General features: G+C 70.0%; 18 protein-coding genes. 15 read left to right on the top strand and 3 right to left on the bottom strand.

The annotated features are described in order from the left end of the window. Positions 1–55: 55 nt before the first annotated feature. The 8 genes from bamA to KYK13_RS14320 all read left to right on the top strand — a co-directional run bounded on the left by bamA (position 56) and on the right by KYK13_RS14320 (position 7,983). Entirely contained in the window at positions 56–2,521 is a 2,466-nt protein-coding gene (gene bamA / locus KYK13_RS14285; RefSeq protein ID WP_223644993.1) for an outer membrane protein assembly factor BamA, read from the top strand. Between the two features lie 119 nt (positions 2,522–2,640). After that, positions 2,641–3,210, top strand: coding sequence for an OmpH family outer membrane protein (locus tag KYK13_RS14290; protein ID WP_223644994.1), 570 nt, complete (start codon positions 2,641–2,643; stop codon positions 3,208–3,210). A gap of 15 nt (positions 3,211–3,225) precedes the next feature. Then, complete coding sequence (lpxD, locus tag KYK13_RS14295; RefSeq protein ID WP_223644995.1) at positions 3,226–4,290, top strand: UDP-3-O-(3-hydroxymyristoyl)glucosamine N-acyltransferase; 1,065 nt, start codon at positions 3,226–3,228, stop codon at positions 4,288–4,290. After that, positions 4,287–4,757 carry a 3-hydroxyacyl-ACP dehydratase FabZ gene (fabZ, locus tag KYK13_RS14300; RefSeq protein WP_370645354.1) on the top strand — a complete coding sequence of 157 codons (471 nt, stop codon included), beginning with the start codon at positions 4,287–4,289 and terminating at the stop codon, positions 4,755–4,757. Before lpxD ends, fabZ begins: the two co-directional genes overlap by 4 nt. A gap of 34 nt (positions 4,758–4,791) precedes the next feature. After that, positions 4,792–5,568, top strand: coding sequence for an acyl-ACP--UDP-N-acetylglucosamine O-acyltransferase (gene lpxA / locus KYK13_RS14305; RefSeq protein ID WP_223644996.1), 777 nt, complete (start codon positions 4,792–4,794; stop codon positions 5,566–5,568). A 33-nt stretch (positions 5,569–5,601) separates the two neighbouring features. Next, positions 5,602–6,405 (top strand): LpxI family protein, encoded by an 804-nt coding sequence (locus tag KYK13_RS14310; RefSeq protein WP_223644997.1) that lies wholly within the window; start codon positions 5,602–5,604, stop codon positions 6,403–6,405. A gap of 73 nt (positions 6,406–6,478) precedes the next feature. Then, the gene (locus KYK13_RS14315; protein WP_223644998.1) at positions 6,479–7,504 is read left to right on the top strand and encodes an OmpA family protein; all 1,026 of its coding nucleotides are present in this window, start codon (positions 6,479–6,481) and stop codon (positions 7,502–7,504) included. A gap of 8 nt (positions 7,505–7,512) precedes the next feature. Continuing rightward, positions 7,513–7,983 (top strand): hypothetical protein, encoded by a 471-nt coding sequence (locus KYK13_RS14320; protein ID WP_223644999.1) that lies wholly within the window; start codon positions 7,513–7,515, stop codon positions 7,981–7,983. On the opposite strand, the gene KYK13_RS14325 is transcribed toward KYK13_RS14320, so the two are convergent. The 3 genes from KYK13_RS14325 to lpxB form a co-directional block, all read right to left on the bottom strand. Next, a complete protein-coding gene (locus KYK13_RS14325) occupies positions 7,976–8,605 on the bottom strand; it encodes a MarC family protein (protein WP_223646618.1) in 630 nt (209 codons plus the stop codon). The genes KYK13_RS14320 and KYK13_RS14325 overlap by 8 nt on opposite strands. A 12-nt stretch (positions 8,606–8,617) precedes the next feature. Further along, entirely contained in the window at positions 8,618–9,325 is a 708-nt protein-coding gene (locus KYK13_RS14330; RefSeq protein WP_223645000.1) for a polyprenol monophosphomannose synthase, read from the bottom strand. 71 nt (positions 9,326–9,396) lie between these two features. Beyond that, positions 9,397–10,557, bottom strand: coding sequence for a lipid-A-disaccharide synthase (lpxB, locus tag KYK13_RS14335; RefSeq protein WP_223645001.1), 1,161 nt, complete (start codon positions 10,555–10,557; stop codon positions 9,397–9,399). A 63-nt stretch (positions 10,558–10,620) separates the two neighbouring features. On the opposite strand from lpxB, the gene KYK13_RS14340 reads away from it, so the two are divergent. The 7 genes from KYK13_RS14340 to lpxK are packed head-to-tail and all read left to right on the top strand — an operon-like array spanning position 10,621 to position 19,875. Continuing rightward, positions 10,621–12,507, top strand: coding sequence for a DUF4388 domain-containing protein (locus tag KYK13_RS14340; protein WP_223645002.1), 1,887 nt, complete (start codon positions 10,621–10,623; stop codon positions 12,505–12,507). 2 nt (positions 12,508–12,509) lie between these two features. Further along, a complete protein-coding gene (locus KYK13_RS14345) occupies positions 12,510–14,294 on the top strand; it encodes an ABC transporter ATP-binding protein (RefSeq protein WP_223645003.1) in 1,785 nt (594 codons plus the stop codon). Further along, the gene (locus KYK13_RS14350; protein ID WP_223645004.1) at positions 14,291–15,466 is read left to right on the top strand and encodes a PHP domain-containing protein; all 1,176 of its coding nucleotides are present in this window, start codon (positions 14,291–14,293) and stop codon (positions 15,464–15,466) included. Before KYK13_RS14345 ends, KYK13_RS14350 begins: the two co-directional genes overlap by 4 nt. Positions 15,467–15,486: 20 nt before the next feature. Beyond that, on the top strand, positions 15,487–16,770 hold the full coding sequence (locus KYK13_RS14355) for a 3-deoxy-D-manno-octulosonic acid transferase (RefSeq protein WP_223645005.1): 1,284 nt from the start codon (positions 15,487–15,489) through the stop codon (positions 16,768–16,770). Continuing rightward, on the top strand, positions 16,767–17,768 hold the full coding sequence (locus tag KYK13_RS14360) for a glycosyltransferase family 4 protein (protein ID WP_223645006.1): 1,002 nt from the start codon (positions 16,767–16,769) through the stop codon (positions 17,766–17,768). The genes KYK13_RS14355 and KYK13_RS14360 overlap by 4 nt, the downstream gene beginning before the upstream one ends. Further along, on the top strand, positions 17,768–18,799 hold the full coding sequence (locus KYK13_RS14365; protein ID WP_223645007.1) for a glycosyltransferase: 1,032 nt from the start codon (positions 17,768–17,770) through the stop codon (positions 18,797–18,799). Before KYK13_RS14360 ends, KYK13_RS14365 begins: the two co-directional genes overlap by 1 nt. After that, entirely contained in the window at positions 18,796–19,875 is a 1,080-nt protein-coding gene (gene lpxK / locus KYK13_RS14370) for a tetraacyldisaccharide 4'-kinase (protein WP_223645008.1), read from the top strand. Before KYK13_RS14365 ends, lpxK begins: the two co-directional genes overlap by 4 nt. The last annotated feature ends 1 nt before the right edge of the window (position 19,876 follow it).

The raw sequence follows: 19,876 nt of genomic DNA on the forward strand, positions 1-19,876 counted from the left end.
AGGGGGCCTCCCCCCATCCCGTACATTGCCCCGCCTTTTCCTGGCCGGACTGCACTTGAGGCTCACCGTTCTGCGCAAGTCATTGCTCCCGCTGCTGGCGGTCGCCCTCTGGGCGCTCGGGCCCGTTGCCGCGTACGCCCAGGTGGACGTGGACGCGGGCTCGCCCGCCGTCGTACCGCCGTCCGTCCCCGCCGCCACGTCCGTGCCCCCTGCGGACGCGGGCACCCCCACCGGGGCGGACGTGCCATTCGCCGAGTCTCCGGAGGGCTCGGAGGTCTCCCCCTCGGACCGCGTGGTGGAGATCCGCATCGAGGGCAACCGCCGCGTGGAGTCGGAGGCCATCCGCCGCGTGCTGCGCACGCAGGTCGGTGACCCGCTCACGCGCTCGGCGGAGGACCTCCGCGCCATCTGGGCCCTGGGCTACTTCTCCGACGTGCAGCTGCTCGCGCAGCGGATGGCCAACGGCATCGCCTACGTGGTGCGCGTGGTGGAGCGCCCCGTCATCCGCTCCGTGAAGCTGCAGGGCAACGAGGAGCTCAGCGCGGACGACCTGAAGGAACAGCTGGAGCTCAAGGCCGGCACCATCCTCGACATCGAGGCCGTGCGCGCCACGCAGAAGAAGATCCAGGAGAAGTACGTCGAAAAGGGCTACTTCCTGGCGGAGGTGAACTACCGGTTGGATCCGGTGGAGGGCGGCGCCGCGGTCAACGTCGTCTACGTCATCAACGAGCACTCGAAGGTGATGGTGCGGCAGATCACCCTCCAGGGCGCGGAGAAGGTGTCCCCGGAAGAGCTCAAGGCGGTGATGATCACCAAGGAGGGCGGCTTCCTGTCCTTCTTCACCGGCGAGGGCACCTACCGCGAGGAGGCCTTCCAGCGCGACCTCGCCGTCATCCAGATCGCCTACTACGACCGCGGCTTCATCAACGTGCGCGTGGACAAGCCCACCGTGCAGCTGTCCGCGGACAAGCGCGACATCTTCATCACCCTGCACATCACCGAGGGTGAGCCGTACGACATCGGGAAGATCGACTTCTCGGGTGACCTGGAGCGCCCGCCGGAAGAGCTGCTGAAGCTGATGAAGTCGCGCCCCAAGGAGCGCTTCAACCGCGGCCAGCTCTCCACGGACATCTCCGCCATCTCCGACGTGTACTTCGACAAGGGGTACGCCTACGCCAACATCAACCCCGTGACTTCCGTGAACGCGGAAGACCGCACGGTGGACCTCACCTTCGACATCCAGAAGGGCCCGCTCGTCAACATCGAGCGCATCGACGTCGTCGGCAACACGAAGACGCGCGACAAGGTCATCCGCCGCGAGCTGCGCGTCTACGAAGGCGAGCTCTACAACGGCACCGGCGTGAAGCGCAGCCGCGAGCGCGTCACCGCGCTGGGCTTCTTCGAGACCGTCGAAATCACCCAGCACCCGGGCAGCTCCGACAACGCCATCGTGTTGCAGGTGGAGGTGAAGGAGAAGGCCACCGGTACCTTCCAGGTGGGCCTCGGCTTCTCCAACGTGGAGAACTTCATCTTCACGGCCCAGGTGTCGCAGAACAACTTCCTCGGCTGGGGCCAGAGCGTGTCCGCGTCCGCGCAGATTTCGGGCCTGCGCTCCTTGGTCCAGCTGTCGTTCTACGACCCGTACTTCCTGGACACGAACTACCTGCTGTCCGCGGAGTTCTTCCGCGTGCAGGCGGACTACGAGGGCTTCATCCGCAACTCCACGGGCGGCACCATCTCCCTGGGCCGCCAGCTGGTGGACGACGTGCTCGCCACCGTGGGCTACTCGCGTGAGTACGTGAACGTGCAGGCGGGGCAGGGCATTGGCGCGGTGCTGCTCGCCAACCAGTTCCAGTCCGGCGTCACCAGCGCGCTGCGGCTGTCGGTGTCCTGGGACCGGCGCGACAACCGCCTCTTCCCGTCGCGCGGCTTCATCCACTACGGCTCGGTGGAGACGGCGCCCTCGTTCCTGGGCGGCACGTTCCTCTTCAACCGCTACACCGCCTACTCGCGCCTGTACTTCCCCCTGCCGCTGGGCTTCGTCTTCAAGACGAACGCCACGCTGGGCTACGTGCAGCAGCTGGACTCCAGCAAGCCGCTGCCCATCAGCGAGCTCTACTATGTGGGCGGCATCAACACGATCCGCGGCTACTACCTGCGCAGCATCAGCCCCACGCTGCTCGTGCCGCGCGCGGACAACCCGGACGCCAACGTCACCGAGTTCCGGGTGGGCGGCAACAAGCAGCTCATCTTCAACTTCGAGCTGGAGTTCCCCATCTTCGAGAAGGCCGGCCTGCGCGGCGTGCTCTTCTACGACGCGGGCAATGCCTTCGCCGCCAACGAGAAGTTCTTCCAGGACCGCCAGGACAAGCTGCCCCTGGGCCTCTTCCACTCGGCGGGCTTCGGCTTCCGCTGGTTCTCGCCCATCGGGCCCCTGCGCTTCGAGTGGGGCATCCCGCTGACCAAGCGGCCTTCGGACGACCCCATCCTGTTCGAGTTCACCATCGGTAACTTCTTCTGATAGGCATTGACCCCCAGGCCCTCCCGGCCCTCCCACCTCCACCCCTCCCGGGTGGAAGTGAACAGGCCGGGAGGGTGGACGTCGGAGCCTGCAGCACCCTTTCCGAGGAGCCGTAACCCATGTCGCTTCGAAGCACCCTGGCGGCCACCGCCGCTGTCCTGTCGCTTGCCCTTCCGGTGGCCGCTTCGGCCGCCGAGCTCAAGGTGGCCTACGTCGACCTGCAGCGCGTGCTGCTGGAGGTGGACGACGGCAAGGCCGCCAAGGCCCGTCTCCAGAAGTGGCTGGAGGACCGCCAGAAGGAGATCGACAAGGAGCAGGAGACGCTCCGCAAGGAGAAGGAGACCCTGGACAAGCAGGCCAGCGCCATGAGCGAGGCCACGCGCACCCAGAAGGCCACCGAGCTCCAGAAGAAGGTGATGGAGCTGGCGCAGAAGTACGAGCGCAGCCGCGCCGAGGCCGCCAACAAGGAGCGGCAGGAGATGGAGCCCATCGTCAGCCGCATCGACCAGGTCATCGCGTCCATCGCGGAGCGGGACGGGCTGGGCATCGTGCTGGACAAGCGTGACTCGGGCATCGTCTACGCGCTGTCCCAGTACGACATCTCCAACGAGGTCGTCCGCAACTACAACAACAGCGCCGCCAAGAAGCCCGCGGCGCCGGCGGCCAAGGACGCCCCGGTCAAGAAGTAGGCGTCGGACTCCCCCGTGCCTTCCGCATCCAACGCGCACCGGCTGGGGGACATCGCCGCCCACGTCCGGGGTGAGCTCCTTGGCGACCCCGGACTGCTCGTCCACGGCCTGAACGGCCTGGAGGAGGCCTCTGCCGGGGAGGTGTCGTTCTACGGCAACCCCCGCTACCGCCGGCAGTTCGAGGCCACCCGCGCCTCGGCGGTGCTGGTGGGGCGGGATGCCCCCGCTCGCGACGGGGTGGCCCTCGTGCGGGTGGCGAACCCGCACCTGGCCTACGCGAAGCTCCTCACCCTGTTCCACCCGGCCACCCGGCCGCCCGCGGGCATCCACCCGGCCGCCCACGTGCATCCGGAGGCCACGGTGCACCCGGAGGCCACGGTGAAGGCCGGAGCGGTGGTGGAGAAGGGCGCCCACGTCGGCGCCCGCACCGTGCTGCACCCCGGCGCCTACGTGGGCGAGGACGCGCGCGTCGGCGACGACTGCGTGCTCTACCCGCACGCCACGGTGCGCGAAGGGTGCCGGGTGGGCTCGCGCGTCATCCTCCATGCCTCGTCGGTGGTGGGCGCGGACGGCTTCGGCTTCGCCTTCGACGCGGAGGGCGAGGACGGCCCCCGCCACTTCAAGATTCCCCAGGTGGGCATCGTCCGCATCGAGGACGACGTGGAGGTGGGGGCCTGCACCTGCATCGACCGCGCGACGGTGGGTGAGACGGTGGTGGGCCAGGGGACGAAGCTCGACAACCTGGTGCAGATCGCCCACAACGTGCGCGTGGGGCCGCTGTCGCTCATCTGCGCGCAGGCGGGCGTTTCGGGTTCGGCGGAGGTGGGCACCGGCGTGGTGCTGGCGGGGCAGGTGGGCGTGGTGGGCCACATCCGTGTGGGAGACCTGGCCAAGGTGGGCGCCCAGTCCGGCGTCGCCCATGACGTCCCAGACGGCCAGGTGGTCAGCGGCAGCCCCGCCATCCCGCACAAGGACTGGCTGCGCGCCAGCGCCGCGTCCGGTCAGTTGGCGGACCTGCTGAAGGAAGTGCGTGCCCTTCGCAAGAGGGTGGAGACGTTGGAGAAGGAGAAGGGCGGATGATGGACATTGGCGAGATCCAGGCGCTGCTGCCGCACCGCTACCCGTTCCTCCTGGTGGACCGGGTGGTGGAAATCGTGCCGGGCCAGAAGCTCACGGCGTACAAGAGCGTCACCATCAACGAGCCCTTCTTCAACGGCCACTTCCCGGGGCACCCGGTGATGCCGGGCGTGCTCATCCTGGAGGCGCTCGCCCAGGCCACGGCCATCCTTGCGTATAAGACGGAAAGCATGGACCCGACCCGGCTCGTGACGTACCTCATGGGCATCGACAACGCGCGCTTCCGCAAGCCGGTGGTGCCCGGGGACCGGCTCCAACTGGACATCGAAGTCATCCGCCACAAGGGCGCCATCTGGAAGACCAAGGGTGTGGCGTCGGTGGATGGCGCCAGGGTGGCGGAAGGGGAGTTCCTCGCCACCGTGGTGGACAAGAACAAGGCCGCCAAGGGCGACGAGGGCGCGGCGCCGTAAGGCGTGTCACGCGCGCTGCTGAGGAGAGAAGGACATGGCGCAGGTTCATCCCACCGCGGTCGTCCATCCGGGAGCCCGGCTCCACGACACCGTGGAGGTGGGGCCGTTCTCGGTCATCGGGCCCCAGGTCGTCATTGGCGCGGGCACCCGCATCGGGCCGCACGTCGTCATCGAGGGCCGCACCACGCTGGGCGAGCGCAACCACCTCTTCCAGTTCTGTTCCGTGGGTGCGGCGCCCCAGGACCTGAAGTACGCGGGCGAGGACACGGAGCTCGTCATCGGTGACGAGAACCAGATCCGCGAGTTCGTCACGGTGAACCTGGGCACGGTGTCCGGCGGCGGCGCCACGCGGCTGGGCCACCGCAACCTGCTGCTCGCCAACAGCCACGTCGCGCACGACTGCATCGTGGGCAATGAAGTCCTCCTCGCCAACGGGGCCGCGCTCGCGGGCCACGTGGTGGTGGAGGACGCGGTGAAGATTTCGGGGCTGGTCGCGGTGCACCAGTTCACCCGGCTGGGGCGCTACGCGTTCATCTCCGGCGGCTCCATGGTCACCATGGACGTGCCCCCGTACTGCACCGTGCAGGGGGACCGGGCCACGCTGGTGGGCCTCAACACCGTGGGCCTGGAGCGCGGCGGCTTCACCGAGGAGCAGATTGGCCGTGTGAAGGAGGCCTACCGCATCCTCTTCCGCTCCAAGCTGGGGCTGCAGGAGGCGCTCGCGCAGCTGCGCGCGGAGCTCTCCAACCACCCGGAAGTGGAGCACCTGGTGCGGTTCGTGGAGACGAGCAAGCGCGGCGTCACGCGCTAGGCCCTTTCGGCTTTGGGAAACGGAGTCGAGCGGGTGGAGCGCATCGGGCTCATCGCGGGCAACGGCCAGCTTCCCTTCCTCTTCGCCCGGGCCGCCCGTGCGCGCGGCCTGGAGGTCGTCGTGGCGGCGCACCGGGGAGAGACGGACCCGGCGCTGGAGCAGGAGGTCGGCCACCTCGCCTGGGTGCGTGTGGGGCAGGTGGGCCGCATCCAGAAGGTGTTCCGGCAGGCGGGCGTCACCCGCGCGGCCATGGCGGGCGGCATTGGCCGCGTGCGCGCGCTGGCGGAGGCCCGGCCGGACCTGGGCGCGGTGCGCATCATCTCCCGCCTGCGCAGCTTCCGGGACGACGCGCTCCTGCGCGCGGTGGCCGCGGACTTCGAGTCGCAGGGCATCACCATCATCGCGCCCACGGACTTCCTGGGAGAGGTGCTCTGCCCCGAAGGCCACCTGGCCGGCCCCGCGCTCAAGCCCGCGCAGGAGAAGGACGTGGCCCTGGGCCGCGAGGTGGCGGTGCTCCTGGGGCAGGCGGACGTGGGCCAGACGGTGGTGGTGCGCGACGGCCACGTGCTCGCCCTGGAGGCCGTGGAAGGCACGGATGAGACCATCCGCCGGGGCGCGAAGCTGGGCGGACCCGGCGCGGTGGTGGTGAAGCGCTGCAAGCCGGGGCAGGACCTGCGCTTCGACCTGCCCGCCGCGGGCCCCCGCACGCTGGAGGTCATGGCGGAGGTGGGCGCCCGGGTGCTGGCGCTGGAGGTGGGGCGCACGGTGCTGCTGGACGCACCCGCACTCTTCGCGGGGGCCACCGCGCGAGGCATCACCCTGGTGGGCGTGCGGTAGGCTCCGGCGGGAATCCACTCCCCCGGGCTGGAGTTGCGTCTCCACTCCCCCGCGACGCCGAGGTTGACGCCGCATGTCCGTTCGAGTCCTACCTTTCGCCCTCCTGCTGGGCCTGCCGTTGCCTGCCTCCGCGGAGGCCATCCGGGTGTCGCTGGAGGGCAAGGCGGCGCTGGGCGAGGGTGTGCCCGCGCTGCTCATCCACATCGAGGAGCCCATCGACGGCTTCGAGGTGAAGCTCAAGCGCAGCGATGGCAAGGCGGTGGAGCTCAAGGGGGGCGGCAAGCCGGGCATCACCCGCCGCGTCGCCCTGGAGCAGCCGGAGGGGAGGTTCCACTACGAGGGCGAGCTCATCGTGCGCTTCCCGGACGGCGCGGAGGCGGGCTCCATGCCGCTCGCCTTCGACACGGAGCTCAACGGCCCGCTGAAGATGGAGGTGCGCCCGGAGGACGTGGACGTGCCCGGCCGCAAGCTGCGCTTCACGCTGTCCCGCCCGGCCGCGAAGACGGAGGTCACCGTGATGATGGACACCGGCAAGACGGCCTTCGCGGGCGACGTGGACTTCAAGGGCGCGCCCGCGGGCACGCCCCTGGAGGTGAAGTGGCTGCCGGCGGAGGGCAAGGTGATGCGCATCCGCCTGCGCGCCTACGACACCTCCGACTTCTACACCGGCGTGGACCTCTACCCGTGGCAGGTGGACATCCCGCACGAGGAGGTGGGCTTCGCGTCTGGCCGCTCGGACATCCCGCCGTCGGAGAAGGGCAAGCTGGACGCCAGCTACAGGAGCATCACGGACGCGCTGAATAAATACGGCCGCTGGGCGTCGCTGCGCCTGTACGTGCTCGGCCACACCGACACGGTGGGCAGCAGGGACGACAACCGCGAGCTGTCGCTCAAGCGGGCGAGGAGCATCGCCTCCTACTTCCGCCAGCGCGGCCTGAAGGTACCAGTGTTCTACGAGGGCTTTGGTGAGCAGTCCCCGGCGGTGCCCACGCCGGACGAGACGGCGGAGGCGGCCAACCGTCGCGCCGAATACATCATCGCGGTGGAGGACCCGTCCCTGACGAACGCGCCCTTCGCCCCTCGCTGGCGCAAGCCTTGAGGTGTCACATGGTGGAACTTCCTCGCATCCGTCGGGCGCTCGCCGCGGCGGGCCTGGGCTTGCTGGGGACGGTGGGCTGCGCGCACTCGGTCCCCCTCGCCCAGCGGGTGGAGGTGGAGGATGAGAAGTGCACGCTCCTCCAGGCGCTGATGCGCCAGCCCGCGCCGGCGAAGGCCATCCAGCAGTTCGTCGCCGAGGGCAAGGAGGAGAAGGCCCCCGTGGTCGTCTACGTGCGCCGCCCGGAGGAGGGCGCGCTGGAGCGCTTCTTCACCGGTGAGACCCGCTGCACGGCCGACACGTTCAAGGTCGTGCAGGAGAACGTCATGGACGCCGTGGTCGTGTACCTGCAGGAGGTGCAGGGCGGCTACACCTACGACGCGCAGCGCTCCAGCCCGGAGCACCTCACCATGGACGGCCACCCCCAGGGCACCGTGCGCAAGGACGGCGCCATCTGGGTGGCGGGCGCGGACGCTATTTGAGCAGGTCCTTCGCCCCGTCCGCGATGAACTGCACCGCGATGGCGGCCAGGATGAGGCCGGACACGCGCTCCAGGATGGCCACCCCGGACTGACGCAGCACCCGCTGCACCAGGCTGGACGCGTTGAGGATGAAGTAGGTGGACGTGAAGGTCAGCACCACCGCCGCGACCACCGGCAGCGCGGACGCCAGGGACGTCCCCGAGCGCGCCATCAGCACCATGGCGGTGGCGATGGCGCCCGGCCCCGCGAGCAGCGGAATGGCCAGCGGGACGATGGCCACGTCCTCCTTCACCACGCCTTCTTCCTCCTCCGTGGGGCTGGTGCGCGTGGAGGACGGACGGGCGCGCAGCATGTCCAGGGAGGTGATGAGGAGCAGGATGCCGCCCGCCACGCGGAAGGCGCCCAGCGACACCGCGAACACCTGGAAGATGAGGCGGCCGAAGACGGCGAAGAAGAGCATCAGCCCGCACGCCACCAGACAGGCGCGCAGGGCGGTGCTGCGGATCTGCTGCTTGGAGTCCCCCGCCGTCATCGCCAGGAACAGCGGCACGACGCCAATCGGGTCCACCACGAAGAAGATGGCGGACAGCGACACGAGGAAGGTGGACACGACTCCGGACATCGACATGGCGCCCTAGACCGTGAAGCGCAGCTTCCAGACCATGCCGAGCGCTTCGATGAAGATCTTCTTGTTCATCTTGGAATGCCCCACGCGCCGGTCCTCGAACACGATGGGGACCTCGCGCACGGTGAAGCCCTTGCGCAGGGTGCGGTAGGTCAGCTCGATCTGGAACGCGTACCCGGTGCTGCGCACCTCATCCAGGTCGATGCTCTCCAGCACCCGGCGGTTGAAGCACTTGAAGCCGCCGGTGAGGTCTCTCACGCCCACACCCAGGATGCTGCGCGCGTAGAGCGAACCGCCGCGGCTGATGACCTTGCGGCCCACGCCCCAGTTCACCGTGCCGCCGCCGTCCACGTAGCGCGAGCCCAGCACCAGGTCCGCGCCGCCCTCCGCGGCGTCCAGGAAGGTGGGCAGATAGCGCGGGTCGTGGCTGAAGTCCGCGTCCATCTCCAGGATGTACGTGTAGCCCTCGGCCAGGGCCCACCGGAAGGCGGCCAGGTACGCGCGGCCCAGGCCCTCCTTCTTCTCGCGGTGGAGCACCCGCACTCGCGGGTTCTTCGTGGCCAGCTCATCCGCCAACTGCCCCGTCCCGTCGGGCGAGTTGTCGTCGACGACGAGGATGTCCACACGGGGGTCCGCCGCCAGCACCGCCTGGGTGATGGGGCCGATGTTGTCCCGCTCGTTGTAGGTGGGGATGCAGACCAGCGCACGGTTCTTCATGGCTCGGCGGACATACCCCAAACCCGGCGCCGGAACAGCAGAACCGGCGCCAACCCGGTCGGTTCTCCCGCTCAGGTGACAGCACGCGGGGGCAGCAGCTCCAGCACCGTCTGGGCCGCACGGTGGGCCGCACCCACCTCGCCCAGCCGCCCGCGCACCTCCGCCAGGCCCTGGACCATGGCGTCGCGGGGCTCCCCCGGCAGCCACACGCGCCGCACCTCGGAGGCGACGTTCTCCGGCGTCATGTCCCCCTGGAGCAGCTCCGGCACCACGCGCCGGCCCGCCAGCAGGTTGATGAGCGACACGAAGGCCACCTTCAGCATCAGCCGGCCCACCCAGTACGTCACCATCGACACGCGGTACACGACGACGAGCGGGCGCTCCATCAGCCCCGCCTCCAGCACCGCCGTGCCGGAGGCCACCACCGCGGCGTCGCTCGCGCCCACCACCTCCGGGGCGCGTCCGTCCACCAGCACCGGCGTCACGCCGCTGCCCTCGAAGCGGGAGGTGATCTCCTCCTTCGCGATGGTGGGCGCCACCGGCACCACCACCTGCAGCCCCGGACGTTCAGAGGCCAACTGCTTCGCGGCGCCCACCAGGGTGGGGAGGATGCGGCGGATCTCACTCATCCGGCTGCCGGGCAGCAGCGCGAGCGTGGGGGCGTCCTGCGACAGGCCCAGGCGCTGCCGGAACTCGCGGGCGCTGGCGGCCTTGGGCATCTGCTCCAGGACGGGACTGCCCACGTAGCGTGCGGGCACACCGGCCTCCCGGTAGAAGTCCTCCTCGAAGGGCAGGATGCAGAGCATCCGGTCCACCAGCCGCTGGATGGTGCGCACGCGGCCCCGGCGCCAGGCCCAGATCATCGGGGACACGTAGTAGGCCACCGGGATGCCCAGCGCCTTGAGCTTCTTGGCCAGCCGCAGGTTGAAGTCCGGGATGTCCACGAGGATGGCGCAGTCCGGACGGCGCTCCTCGGCCGCCCGGGCCAGGTCCTTCATGATCCGCAGGATGCGCGGGATGCGGGGGAGCACCTCGGTGATGCCCATGACGGAAACTTCCCGGGCATCGTGAATGAGCTCGACCCCCCGGGCGGCCAGGCGGGCGCCTCCCATGCCGAAGAAGGTGAGGTCGGGGCGCAGGGCCTGGAGGGCGGCGACGAGCTCCGAGGCGTGGGTGTCGCCGGAGGCCTCTCCGGCCACGACGAGGATGCGGGGGGAGGATGGCTGCGTCATGGGCGGCAAGACCCTCATCGTAGCTGATGCGCGGAGGGAGGGAGGTTGTAGACTGCGGCCCCCTTGAAGACGCTTCTGCTCGCCGAGAGCCACCCCCCGACCCTCGAGCACCTGACGGGCCTGCTCTCGCAGGCCGGGTACACCGTCCGGGCGGTGAATGACGCCGTGATGGCGTTGGAGCACTTCTCGGCGGACAACCCGGACGTGGTGGTGCTGGGCGTGGACCTGCCGCGCGTGGAAGGGCAGCACGTGGTGCACCTCATCCGCGGGCACAGCCAGGGGGGGCGGGTGCCCATCGTGGCCATCGACAAGGGGCACCTGGGCCGGGCGAAGGGCGTGGGCTCGGTGTTGGACCTGAAGGTCAACGCGTACATCCCGGATCCGCTCAAGCCCGGCGAGTTGGTGCCCCGCCTGGAGGCGCTGGTGAAGGCCGCCCAGGCCATCACGCTGACGGGCCTGGCCGCCACGCTGTCGAGGCCCGCGGTGGCGGCGGGGGAGCTCAAGGCCTTCCCGCTTCCAGCGCTCCTGCACTCGCTCTACCGGCTGCGCCGCGACGGCGTGCTGGTGGTGGCCCACCGGGGCCTGTGCCGCCGGGTGTTCTTCCTGCGCGGAGGACCGGTGAACTTCGACTCCTCCGCGAAGGAGGACGCGCTGCCGCGCTACCTGCGCGAGAGACGGGTCCTCACGGAGGCGCAGGAGCAGCCGATGGTGGAGGCGCTCGCCTCCGGCCTGCGAATCGGCGCGGCGCTGGCGGACGTGGGCGTGGAGGTGGTGGGCGAGGAGCTGCTGGCGCTGCTGCGCGACTTCACGAGGGACCGGCTCGGGCGCGTGCTGGCCATGCACGAGGGCCGCTACGCGTTCTACGCGGGTGATGAGTTCTCCTCCGAAGTGGCCGCCGTGGAGCAGCCCGCCCTGGCGCCGTTGCTGGAGGCCGCGCGACGGCGCATGCCGCTGCGGGTGGTGGCGGGCGCGCTCAAGGCGCACGTGAACGAGTACCCGGTGCGCTCGGCGGACTTCGGGCGGGACCTCCAGGCGATGGCGCTGGACACGGAGGACCTGAAGCTGGCCATGCAGGTCAATGGCCGCATCGTGCTGAAGGACCTGCTGGCGCACGGGCGCGCGGAGCTGCGCGCCGCGTACACGCTGATGTGGTTCCTCAAGCTGACGGGCGGCGTGACGTTCTCCACGACGCCGGTGGCGACGGGGACGGACGTGCTGAGCGCGGCGGCGGTGCCGGACGTCATCGCGCCGCGCAAGCGCAAGAGCCTGCCTCCGGAGACGGCGGCGGCGCTGCGCGAGGAGGCGGTGCGCATCATCACGCGCAGCTACTTCGGCGGGCTGGGGCTGGACCTCGCGGCGGACAAGGAAGCGGTGGAGCGCGCGTATCACGAGACGGCGATGCGCTTTCACCCGGACACCTACGCGGAGTTCGACATCTCCGACCTGCGCGACCTCTTGGAGCAGGTGCAGGAGAAGCTGTCCGCCGCGTACCGCGTGCTGAGCGTGGACGAGAAGCGCCGCGCCTACCTCCAGTACTTCTTCAGCCGGCAGGAGGTGGTGGGCCGGGCGACCGCCATCAACGTGGACGCGGAGCTGGCGCTGCGCCGGGGCGAGTCCGCGCTGAAGCGCGGCGACTACAAGGCCGCCATCCAGGGCTTCGAGGAGGCGGTGGCGCTCAACGGCAGCGAGCCCGAGTACTACTCGTACCTCGCCTGGGCGAAGTACCGGGGTTCGCCCGGGCCGCTGATGCAGCGGGCGCTCGCGGCGCGCAAGGTGCTCAAGCAGGCGCTCACGTTGGATCCGTACCTGGAGCGGGCGCAGATCATCGCGGCCATCATCGAAATCGACCTGGACGACGTACCGCTCGCGCGAAAGAAGCTGATGAAGGTGCTGGAGCTGAACCCGTATTCGGTGCTCGCGAGGGCGGCGTTGCAGAAGGTGGTGAAGTAGACATGCATCGCGCGCTCTGGCGGTTGCTGCGCTACGCGAAGCCGCACGCGGGAATCCTCGTCCTGGCCTTCGTGTGCATGGCGGTGTTGGGGCTCGCCACGGGCGCGTACGCGTACCTGTTGGGCCCGGCGCTGCGCTTCCTGTTGTCGGGAGGTGAAGAGGGCTTCTCGAGCGCGCACCGGGTGCCCTGGCTTGCGAACCTGCCGCGCGAGGCGGCGCTCTGGGGCTTCCCGGTGGTGGTGCTGGGCGTGGGCGCGGTGAAGGGAGTGGGCTACCTGGGCCAGTTCTACTTCATGGGCCTGTTCGCGCAGCGCGTGGTGAAGGACCTGCGGCGCGACCTGTTCCTGCGGCTCACGGCGCTGTCGCCGTCGCAGCTGTCGAAGGAACGGACCGGGGACCTGCTCAGCCGCTTCACCTCGGACGTGATGGCGGTGGAGATGGCCGCCATGTACACGGTGGGCTCGTACCTGCGCGACTCCATCCAGGTGCTGATCCTCGCGGGCGTGGCGCTGGCGATGAGCCCGCTGCTCGGAGGGCTGATGCTGGCGGTGATTCCGCTGGCGGCGCTGCCCGCGTCCAGGCTCACGCGCAAGGTGTTGAAGGGCACGCGCGAGGGGCAGGCCCACCTGGGGCAGCTCGCGGGCCAGCTGCATGAGGGGTTGGGAGGGCTGCGCACCATCCAGGCCTTCAACGGTCAGCAGGCGGAGCTGGCGCGCTTCGAGTCCTACGCGAAGGCCCACGAGGAAGCAGTGGTGGGCGCGGCCTGGGCGCGAGGCGGCGTGCCGGGATTGATGGAGGTCCTCGCGGCGGCGGCGCTCGCGGGAGCGCTGGGCTACGCGGCGGCGACGCGAGCGATGGAGCCGGAGGCGCTCCTGTCGCTGCTCACGGCGGTCATCCTGGTGTACCAGCCGGTGAAGGACCTGGGCCGCGTGACGCAGTTCGCGGTGCAGGCGGGAGCGGCGGGTGAGCGCCTCTTCGCGCTGCTCGACCTGAAGCACCCCGTGGAGGACGCCCCCGGTGCGGTGCAAGCGCCAGCGCTGCGCGAGTCGCTGCGGATGGAGGACGTGCGCTTCTTCTACGGCGAGCGCCGGGCCCTGGACGGGCTGACGCTGGACCTGAAGGTGGGGCAGGTGGCGGCGCTGGTGGGAGGCAGCGGCGGGGGCAAGAGCACGGTGACTTCAATGCTCCTGCGCTTCGAGCGTCCCCAGCAGGGCCGCATCCACCTGGATGGCGTGGACGCGGACACGTACACGGCCGCGAGCGTCCGGAGTCAGTTCGCGCTGGTGACGCAGGAGCCACTGCTCTTCCACGGCACGGTGCTGGAGAACCTGAGGCACGCGAGGCCCGGCGCAACGCGAGAGGAAGTGGAGGCCGCGGCGAAGGTGGCGAACGCGGACGCCTTCATCCGGGAACTGCCCCAAGGCTACGACACGCGCATCGGCGAGCGGGGCGTCATCCTGAGCGGAGGCCAGCGTCAGCGCCTTTGCATCGCGCGGGCGGTGCTGTCGAAGGCCCCGGTGCTGGTGCTGGACGAAGCGACGAGCAGCCTGGATCCAGAGAACGAGCGCGAGGTGCAGGCCGCCCTGGCGAGGGTGCTCCCCGGCCGCACGGCGCTGGTCATCGCGCATCGCCTGTCGACGGTGACGAACGCGGATGTCATCCACGTGGTGGAGGCAGGCCGCATCGTGGAGAGCGGCAGCCACGAGGACCTGCTCCAGAAGGAAGGCCGCTACGCCGCCATGTGGCGCCTGCAGACGTCAGGGCCCGTTGAGCGGGGCGCCGCGTGAGCAAGGCAGGCACGGCGAAGCGGCCCCTCGCCCTGGCGTTCCGAGCCATGTTCGGCGTGCTGCTCCTGCTCCTGGGCGTCGCGGGTTTCTTCGCCTTCGCGGCGGCCTTCGCGGACTACCCGGTGGTCGCACCCGTGCCAGACGCGAAGCCCTGGATCCGAGGCGCGTACCACGTGCACACCACGCGCTCGGATGGGAACGGGACGCCCGCGAAGGTCGCCCAGGCGGCGAAGGCCGCGGGCCTGGACTTCGTGGTGCTCACCGACCACAACGACGTGAAGGCGCCAGCCGCGACCTGGGTGGACGGCGTGCTGCTCATCCCCGGGGTGGAGCTCTCCACGAGCGCGGGCCATCTGGCCGCGTTCGGCATGCAGCGGCCCATCGAAGGCGTGAAGCCCTGGGGACCACCTGAGCAAGCCGTGGCGGCGGTTGACGCCGCCGGCGGAACGGCGGTCCTCGCGCATCCGGTCCAGACGAAGAACCCATGGACGGACGAAGCGACGGCGCACCAGGTCCCGGGCTTCGAGCTGTACTCGGCGGATACCTTCTTCCGGCAGGCGCTGCGAAGCCCCGTGAGCCGGCTCCTCCCCGCGCTCGGTGCATCCCTGGTGAACCCGGTGCACGGAGTGATGCTGCTCGCGGTGCCGGAGCCGCGCCCGGCGGAGCGCTTCCTGGAACTGGCGCGGGAGCGCAAGCGCATCGCCCTCTGCGGCAACGACGCGCATGGCGTGCCCGCATACGAGGACATCTTCAATGCGCTCGACATGGAGCTTCCACCGGACGTGCTGCCAGGCCCTCTGTCCAGGGACGCGCGAGCAGCCGCGGCCCAGGTCACGCAGGCCCTCGCGAGCGGCCGGGCCCTCTGCGTCTTCCGAGCGCTGGGCGCCCCCGATGGCTTCGCCCTGGAGGGCTACGAAGCGAACACGAGGGAAGCCCCCACGGGCACGGTGCTGACGGTCCGCCTCCCGGAGCACACCCCGGGGAGCATCGAGGTCCGGGTGTGGGGGGAAGGCCGCCTGCAACCCGACGGGCGGCACGTCGAGCTGACCGGACCCGGAGTGGTCCAGGTGGAGGTCTGGGCCCACGCGCCGGGCCGCTTCTTCGGTCACGAGTGGCGGCCCTGGCTGGTCCCCAGCCCGGTGCGAGTGGTGCCGAGACCGCCGGGCATCTGATAGAGCGCGGGACGTCGCCCATGCGCCTGCTCTACGTCGTCGCCACCTACGTCCTCTTCGCGCTGCTGTTCCCGGTGCTCTGCGTGCACCGGAAGACGCGTCACGGGCTGAAGCAGCGGCTGGGCTTCTATGGGCCGGGAGACCTCCCGAAGGGAGAGGGCCCGCTGCTCTGGTTGCACGGGGCCAGCGCGGGAGACCTGCTGGCCCTGGCGCCCATGCTCGGCCCCTTGCGCAAGCGCTTCCCCGGCTGCCGCATCGTGCTTTCGACCATGACGGACAGCGGCCACGCGATGGCAAGGGACCGCCTGGCGAAGCAGATCGACGGAGTCGTGTACGCGCCCTATGACCTCTGGGGCGCGACGCGAAGGGCGGTGCGGGCCCTCCGGCCGGACCTCCTGGTCCTCGAGTACACGGAGGTCTGGCCCAACCTCATCCGCGCCGCGAAGCAGTCCGGGGCCAGCGTGGTGATGACCAACGGCCGCTTCTCGCCGGCGAACGTGGGGAAGTACCGGGCGCTCTTTGGCCTCATCGAAAACCCGCTCAAGGACATGGACCTGCTGCTGATGCGGCAGGACGAGGAAGCCGAAAGGGCCAGGGCCCTGGGAGCACCGGCCGACCGGGTCCTGACGACGGGAAACACCAAGTTCGACGCCCTCGCGGCCGGGCCCGCCCCGGAAGATGAAGCCCTCGGAAACGCGCTGGGCCTGACCCCAGCGGATCCGGTCTGGCTCGCGGGGAGCACGCACGAGGGCGAAGAAGAAGTCCTGTTGCAGGTGTATCAGCGTCTCAGGGAGCGCTGGCCCACGCTGAGCCTGGTCATCGCGCCGCGCTACGTGGACCGGGCTGAGCGCATCAGGATCCTCGCGAAGGAGCGGAACCTGACCGTGGGCCTGCGCTCGCAGGGCAACCCGGAGCGAGCGCCGGTGGTGGTGATGGACTCCATGGGCGAGCTGTCGCGCGCCTACCGCCTGGCGACGGTGGTCTTCGTGGGGGGCTCGTTCACGAAGCGGGGCGGTCAGAACATCCTGGAGCCAGCGGGGCAGGGCAGGCCGGTGCTCTTCGGCCCGCACATGGACAACTTCCGGGACAGCGTCGCGCTGCTGCAAGGCAACGGAGGCATCCAGGTGGCGGACGGAGAAGCCCTGCACGCCGCGCTGGTGGACCTCCTCGCGAATCCCGAGCACCGTCAGCGCCTGGGAGCCCAGGCCGAAGCCACGGTGCGCCGAATCTCCGGCGCCAGTGAGCGCAACGCGGAGGCCATGGCCGCGCTGCCCCGCCAGCAGGCAAGGACCGCGTCCCGATGACCCTCATCGTCCATCCGCACTTCCACAAGCGCTACACGGGAGTGACCCGGCACGTGGAGTCCGTGGTCCCGGCCCTGGCCACCGCCGACGAGACGCGGGTCATCGGCTCCGCCCTCACGGAAGCCCTGCCGCGCATCACCTGGGGAGAGCTGATCCGCCGTTCGCACCAGGAGCCCATCGTCTGGCACGCGCACCGGAACAACGAGCTGCTCGCGGGGATGCTCCTGAAGGCATTGGGAGGCAAGGTCCGGCTCGTCTTCACGAGGCACACCGCGATGGCCCCCACGCGCTTCACCCGGTGGCTCGCCCGAGGCGCGGACGCGTTGGTGTCGCTGACGAATCAGATCTCCGAAATCATCGCGCTCCCCTCCACGGTGATTTCACACGGCATCGACCTCACGCGCTTCCATCCACCGGAAGACCGGGACGCGGCCTGGGCCAGGCTCCATCAAGGAGGCCGCTACGGCATCGGAGTCATCGGGCGCATCCGCAAGGAGAAGGGGCAGGGTGACTTCATCGAAGCGATGAGGCCGCTGTTGCCGCAGCGACCGGACTGGCAGGCGGTGCTGGTGGGGCTCGCGAAGGGGCCGGACCTGACGTGGGTGAACGGACTGCGCCAGGGCATCGAGGACCGGGTGCTGCTCGCGGGAGAGCAGTCCACCATTGAGCCCTGGTACCAGGGGCTGAGCATCCTGGTGCATCCCTCCTACGTGGAGGGCTATTCGCTGGTGCACGTGGAGGCAATGGCGTCCGGTTGCTGCGTGGTGGCCTCGAAGCTGCCGTACCTGGACACCCTCATCGAGCACGGCCGCACGGGCTTCTTCTTCGAACCCGGAGACGTGAAGGGGCTGCGCGAAGTCCTGGACGAGCTGACCCGGGACCCGGAGCGGGCACGTCAGGTGGGGCGCAACGCGGCGGAGGAAGCGCGCCGCCGCTGCGGCGTCGAGCACGAAGTCCGAGCGCTCCGAGACCTCTACCATTCGCTGGTGAAGCGCTGATGCGCATCCTGCACCTGCTGGCGAGTCCCTTCTGGAGCGGCCCGGCGGAGAACGTCGCGCTGCTCGCGCAGGCCCAGCGGGCCCTGGGCCACGACGTCACGGTGGCGGTGGACCGCAAGCGCCGGGACATCGCCGCAGAGGAACCCGCCGTCCCACGCTTCCAGCAACTGGGCCTCCTGGACGAGGGAGGCCTGTCGTTGTCCGTGAAGTCCCCACCGTGGGAGATCTGGAGCGACCTGCGAAACCTCCGTCGCAGGGAGGTGGACGTCATCCACGCCCACTTCACCCATGATCATCTCGTGGCCCGCTGGGGAACGCCGAAAGGAGCGGCGCGGATCCGCTCCATCCATGCGCCACGCTCACTGCGTTCGTCGCTGCCCGAAGCCGCCGCCTACACGGTGCCCGCGGGGCACCTGGTGGAGAAGCTCGAAGGCAGACACCGCCCGGTCCAGGTCCTGCCCGCCTTGGTGGATCCGATGTTCGCGCCCGCCAGGGACCGCAAGGCCCTCCGCCAGACACTGGGGCTCGAGGACACGCACCTCGTGGGAATGATCTCCACGTTCCAGCAGAGCCGCCGGCACGCGCTGGGCGTAGAAGCCTTCGCCGCGTTCCGTCAGCAACGCCCCGAAGCCCGCCTGGTGCTGGTGGGCGATGGAGCCCTGCTCGAAGCCACCCGGGCGCAGGTCTCCGAGCAAGGCCTCACCGGGCACGTGACGTTCGCGGGCTACCAGCAGGGAACGGACTTCGCGAAGTGGCTCCAGGCCCTGGACGAGGTCTGGATCCTCGGCCTGGGAAACGACTGGAGCGCGAGGGCCGCGGCCCAGGCCCGGGCCTGCAACGTCCGAGTGGTCGCGGTGAACGAAGGCGCGCTCCCGGACCTGGCGGATGCGAGGGTGGAAGCACCCACGGTGGATGCCGTCGTCACCGCCGCGATGTCCGGAGCCAGGGCGGCGACCCTGCACCCGACGAACGAGCTCATCGCCAGGAGCATCCTGTCGCTCTACCAGAAGGCAGCGGAGCCGAGGCGATGACCGGAGCACCCACGGCCCTGGAGCGGATCTTCTATCCGCCGGTCCCGGAGCCCTGGACCCGTCGCGCCCTCCTGTCACCGCTCACGCTGTTGTCCTGGACCTACAGCGGAGCGGTCCGTCTCCGGGGCGCCCTCTACGACTCGGGCCTGACGCGAGCCGAGCGCGTCGAAGGTCTGCGCATCCTCTCCGTTGGCAACCTCAACGTCGGAGGCACGGGCAAGACACCCGCGGTCCTGCACCTCGCGGAGATGCTGATCCGCGAAGGACGCAAGGTCGGCATCCTCACGAGGGGCTACGGACGCGAATCCCAGGAGCCGCTCACCTTCACGGGAGCGGAGTCCTTGCCCCCTGTGACGGAAGCCGGAGACGAACCCCTGCTGCTGGCACGCAGGTGCCCGGGAGCCCGTCTCTTCGTGGGAGCGGACCGGGTCGCGGCGGCATTCCGGGCCAGGGACGCCTTCAGCCTGGACACGGTCCTGTTGGACGATGGCTTTCAGCACCGCCGCCTGTACCGTGACGAGGACCTGGTGGTCGTGGATGAAGCCGTGGGCCTGGGCAACGGCCAGCTGCTCCCCAGGGGGCCGTTGAGGGAGCCCCCATCGGCCCTCCGACGCGCCACGCTCCTCTGGCTGAGAGCGGCTTCAGGAGACGTTGCCCCCAACCCATGGCTCGAAGCCGTGACCGCCCCCAGGGTTCGGACGCGCTACGGGCCCACGGGCTGGTGGGACCCCTCGGGCACCGAGCACCCGACGAAGGTGCTCGAAGGAAGGCCGGTCCTCGCGCTGGCGGGACTGGCAAGGCCCGGAGGATTCCTGAAGACCGTCACCGCACTCGGAGCGGAGGTCCGGGACGCGGCCCTCTTCGCGGATCACCATCGCTACACGGTGGAGGAGCTGCGCCAGGTCGAGGCCCGTGCTCGCCAGCAAGGGGCGCTGGTGGTGACGACGGAGAAGGACGCGGTGCGGCTGCCCGCCGGCTTCGAGGCGTGGGTGGTGCGCCTGGGAGTGGAGGTCCTGGAGGGCGAACCGCATCTGAGACGGGCGCTCGGGCTGTCGGGAGAGACGCGCGACTTGTGAG

Source organism: Corallococcus sp. EGB (assembly GCF_019968905.1).
GTDB lineage: Bacteria > Myxococcota > Myxococcia > Myxococcales > Myxococcaceae > Corallococcus.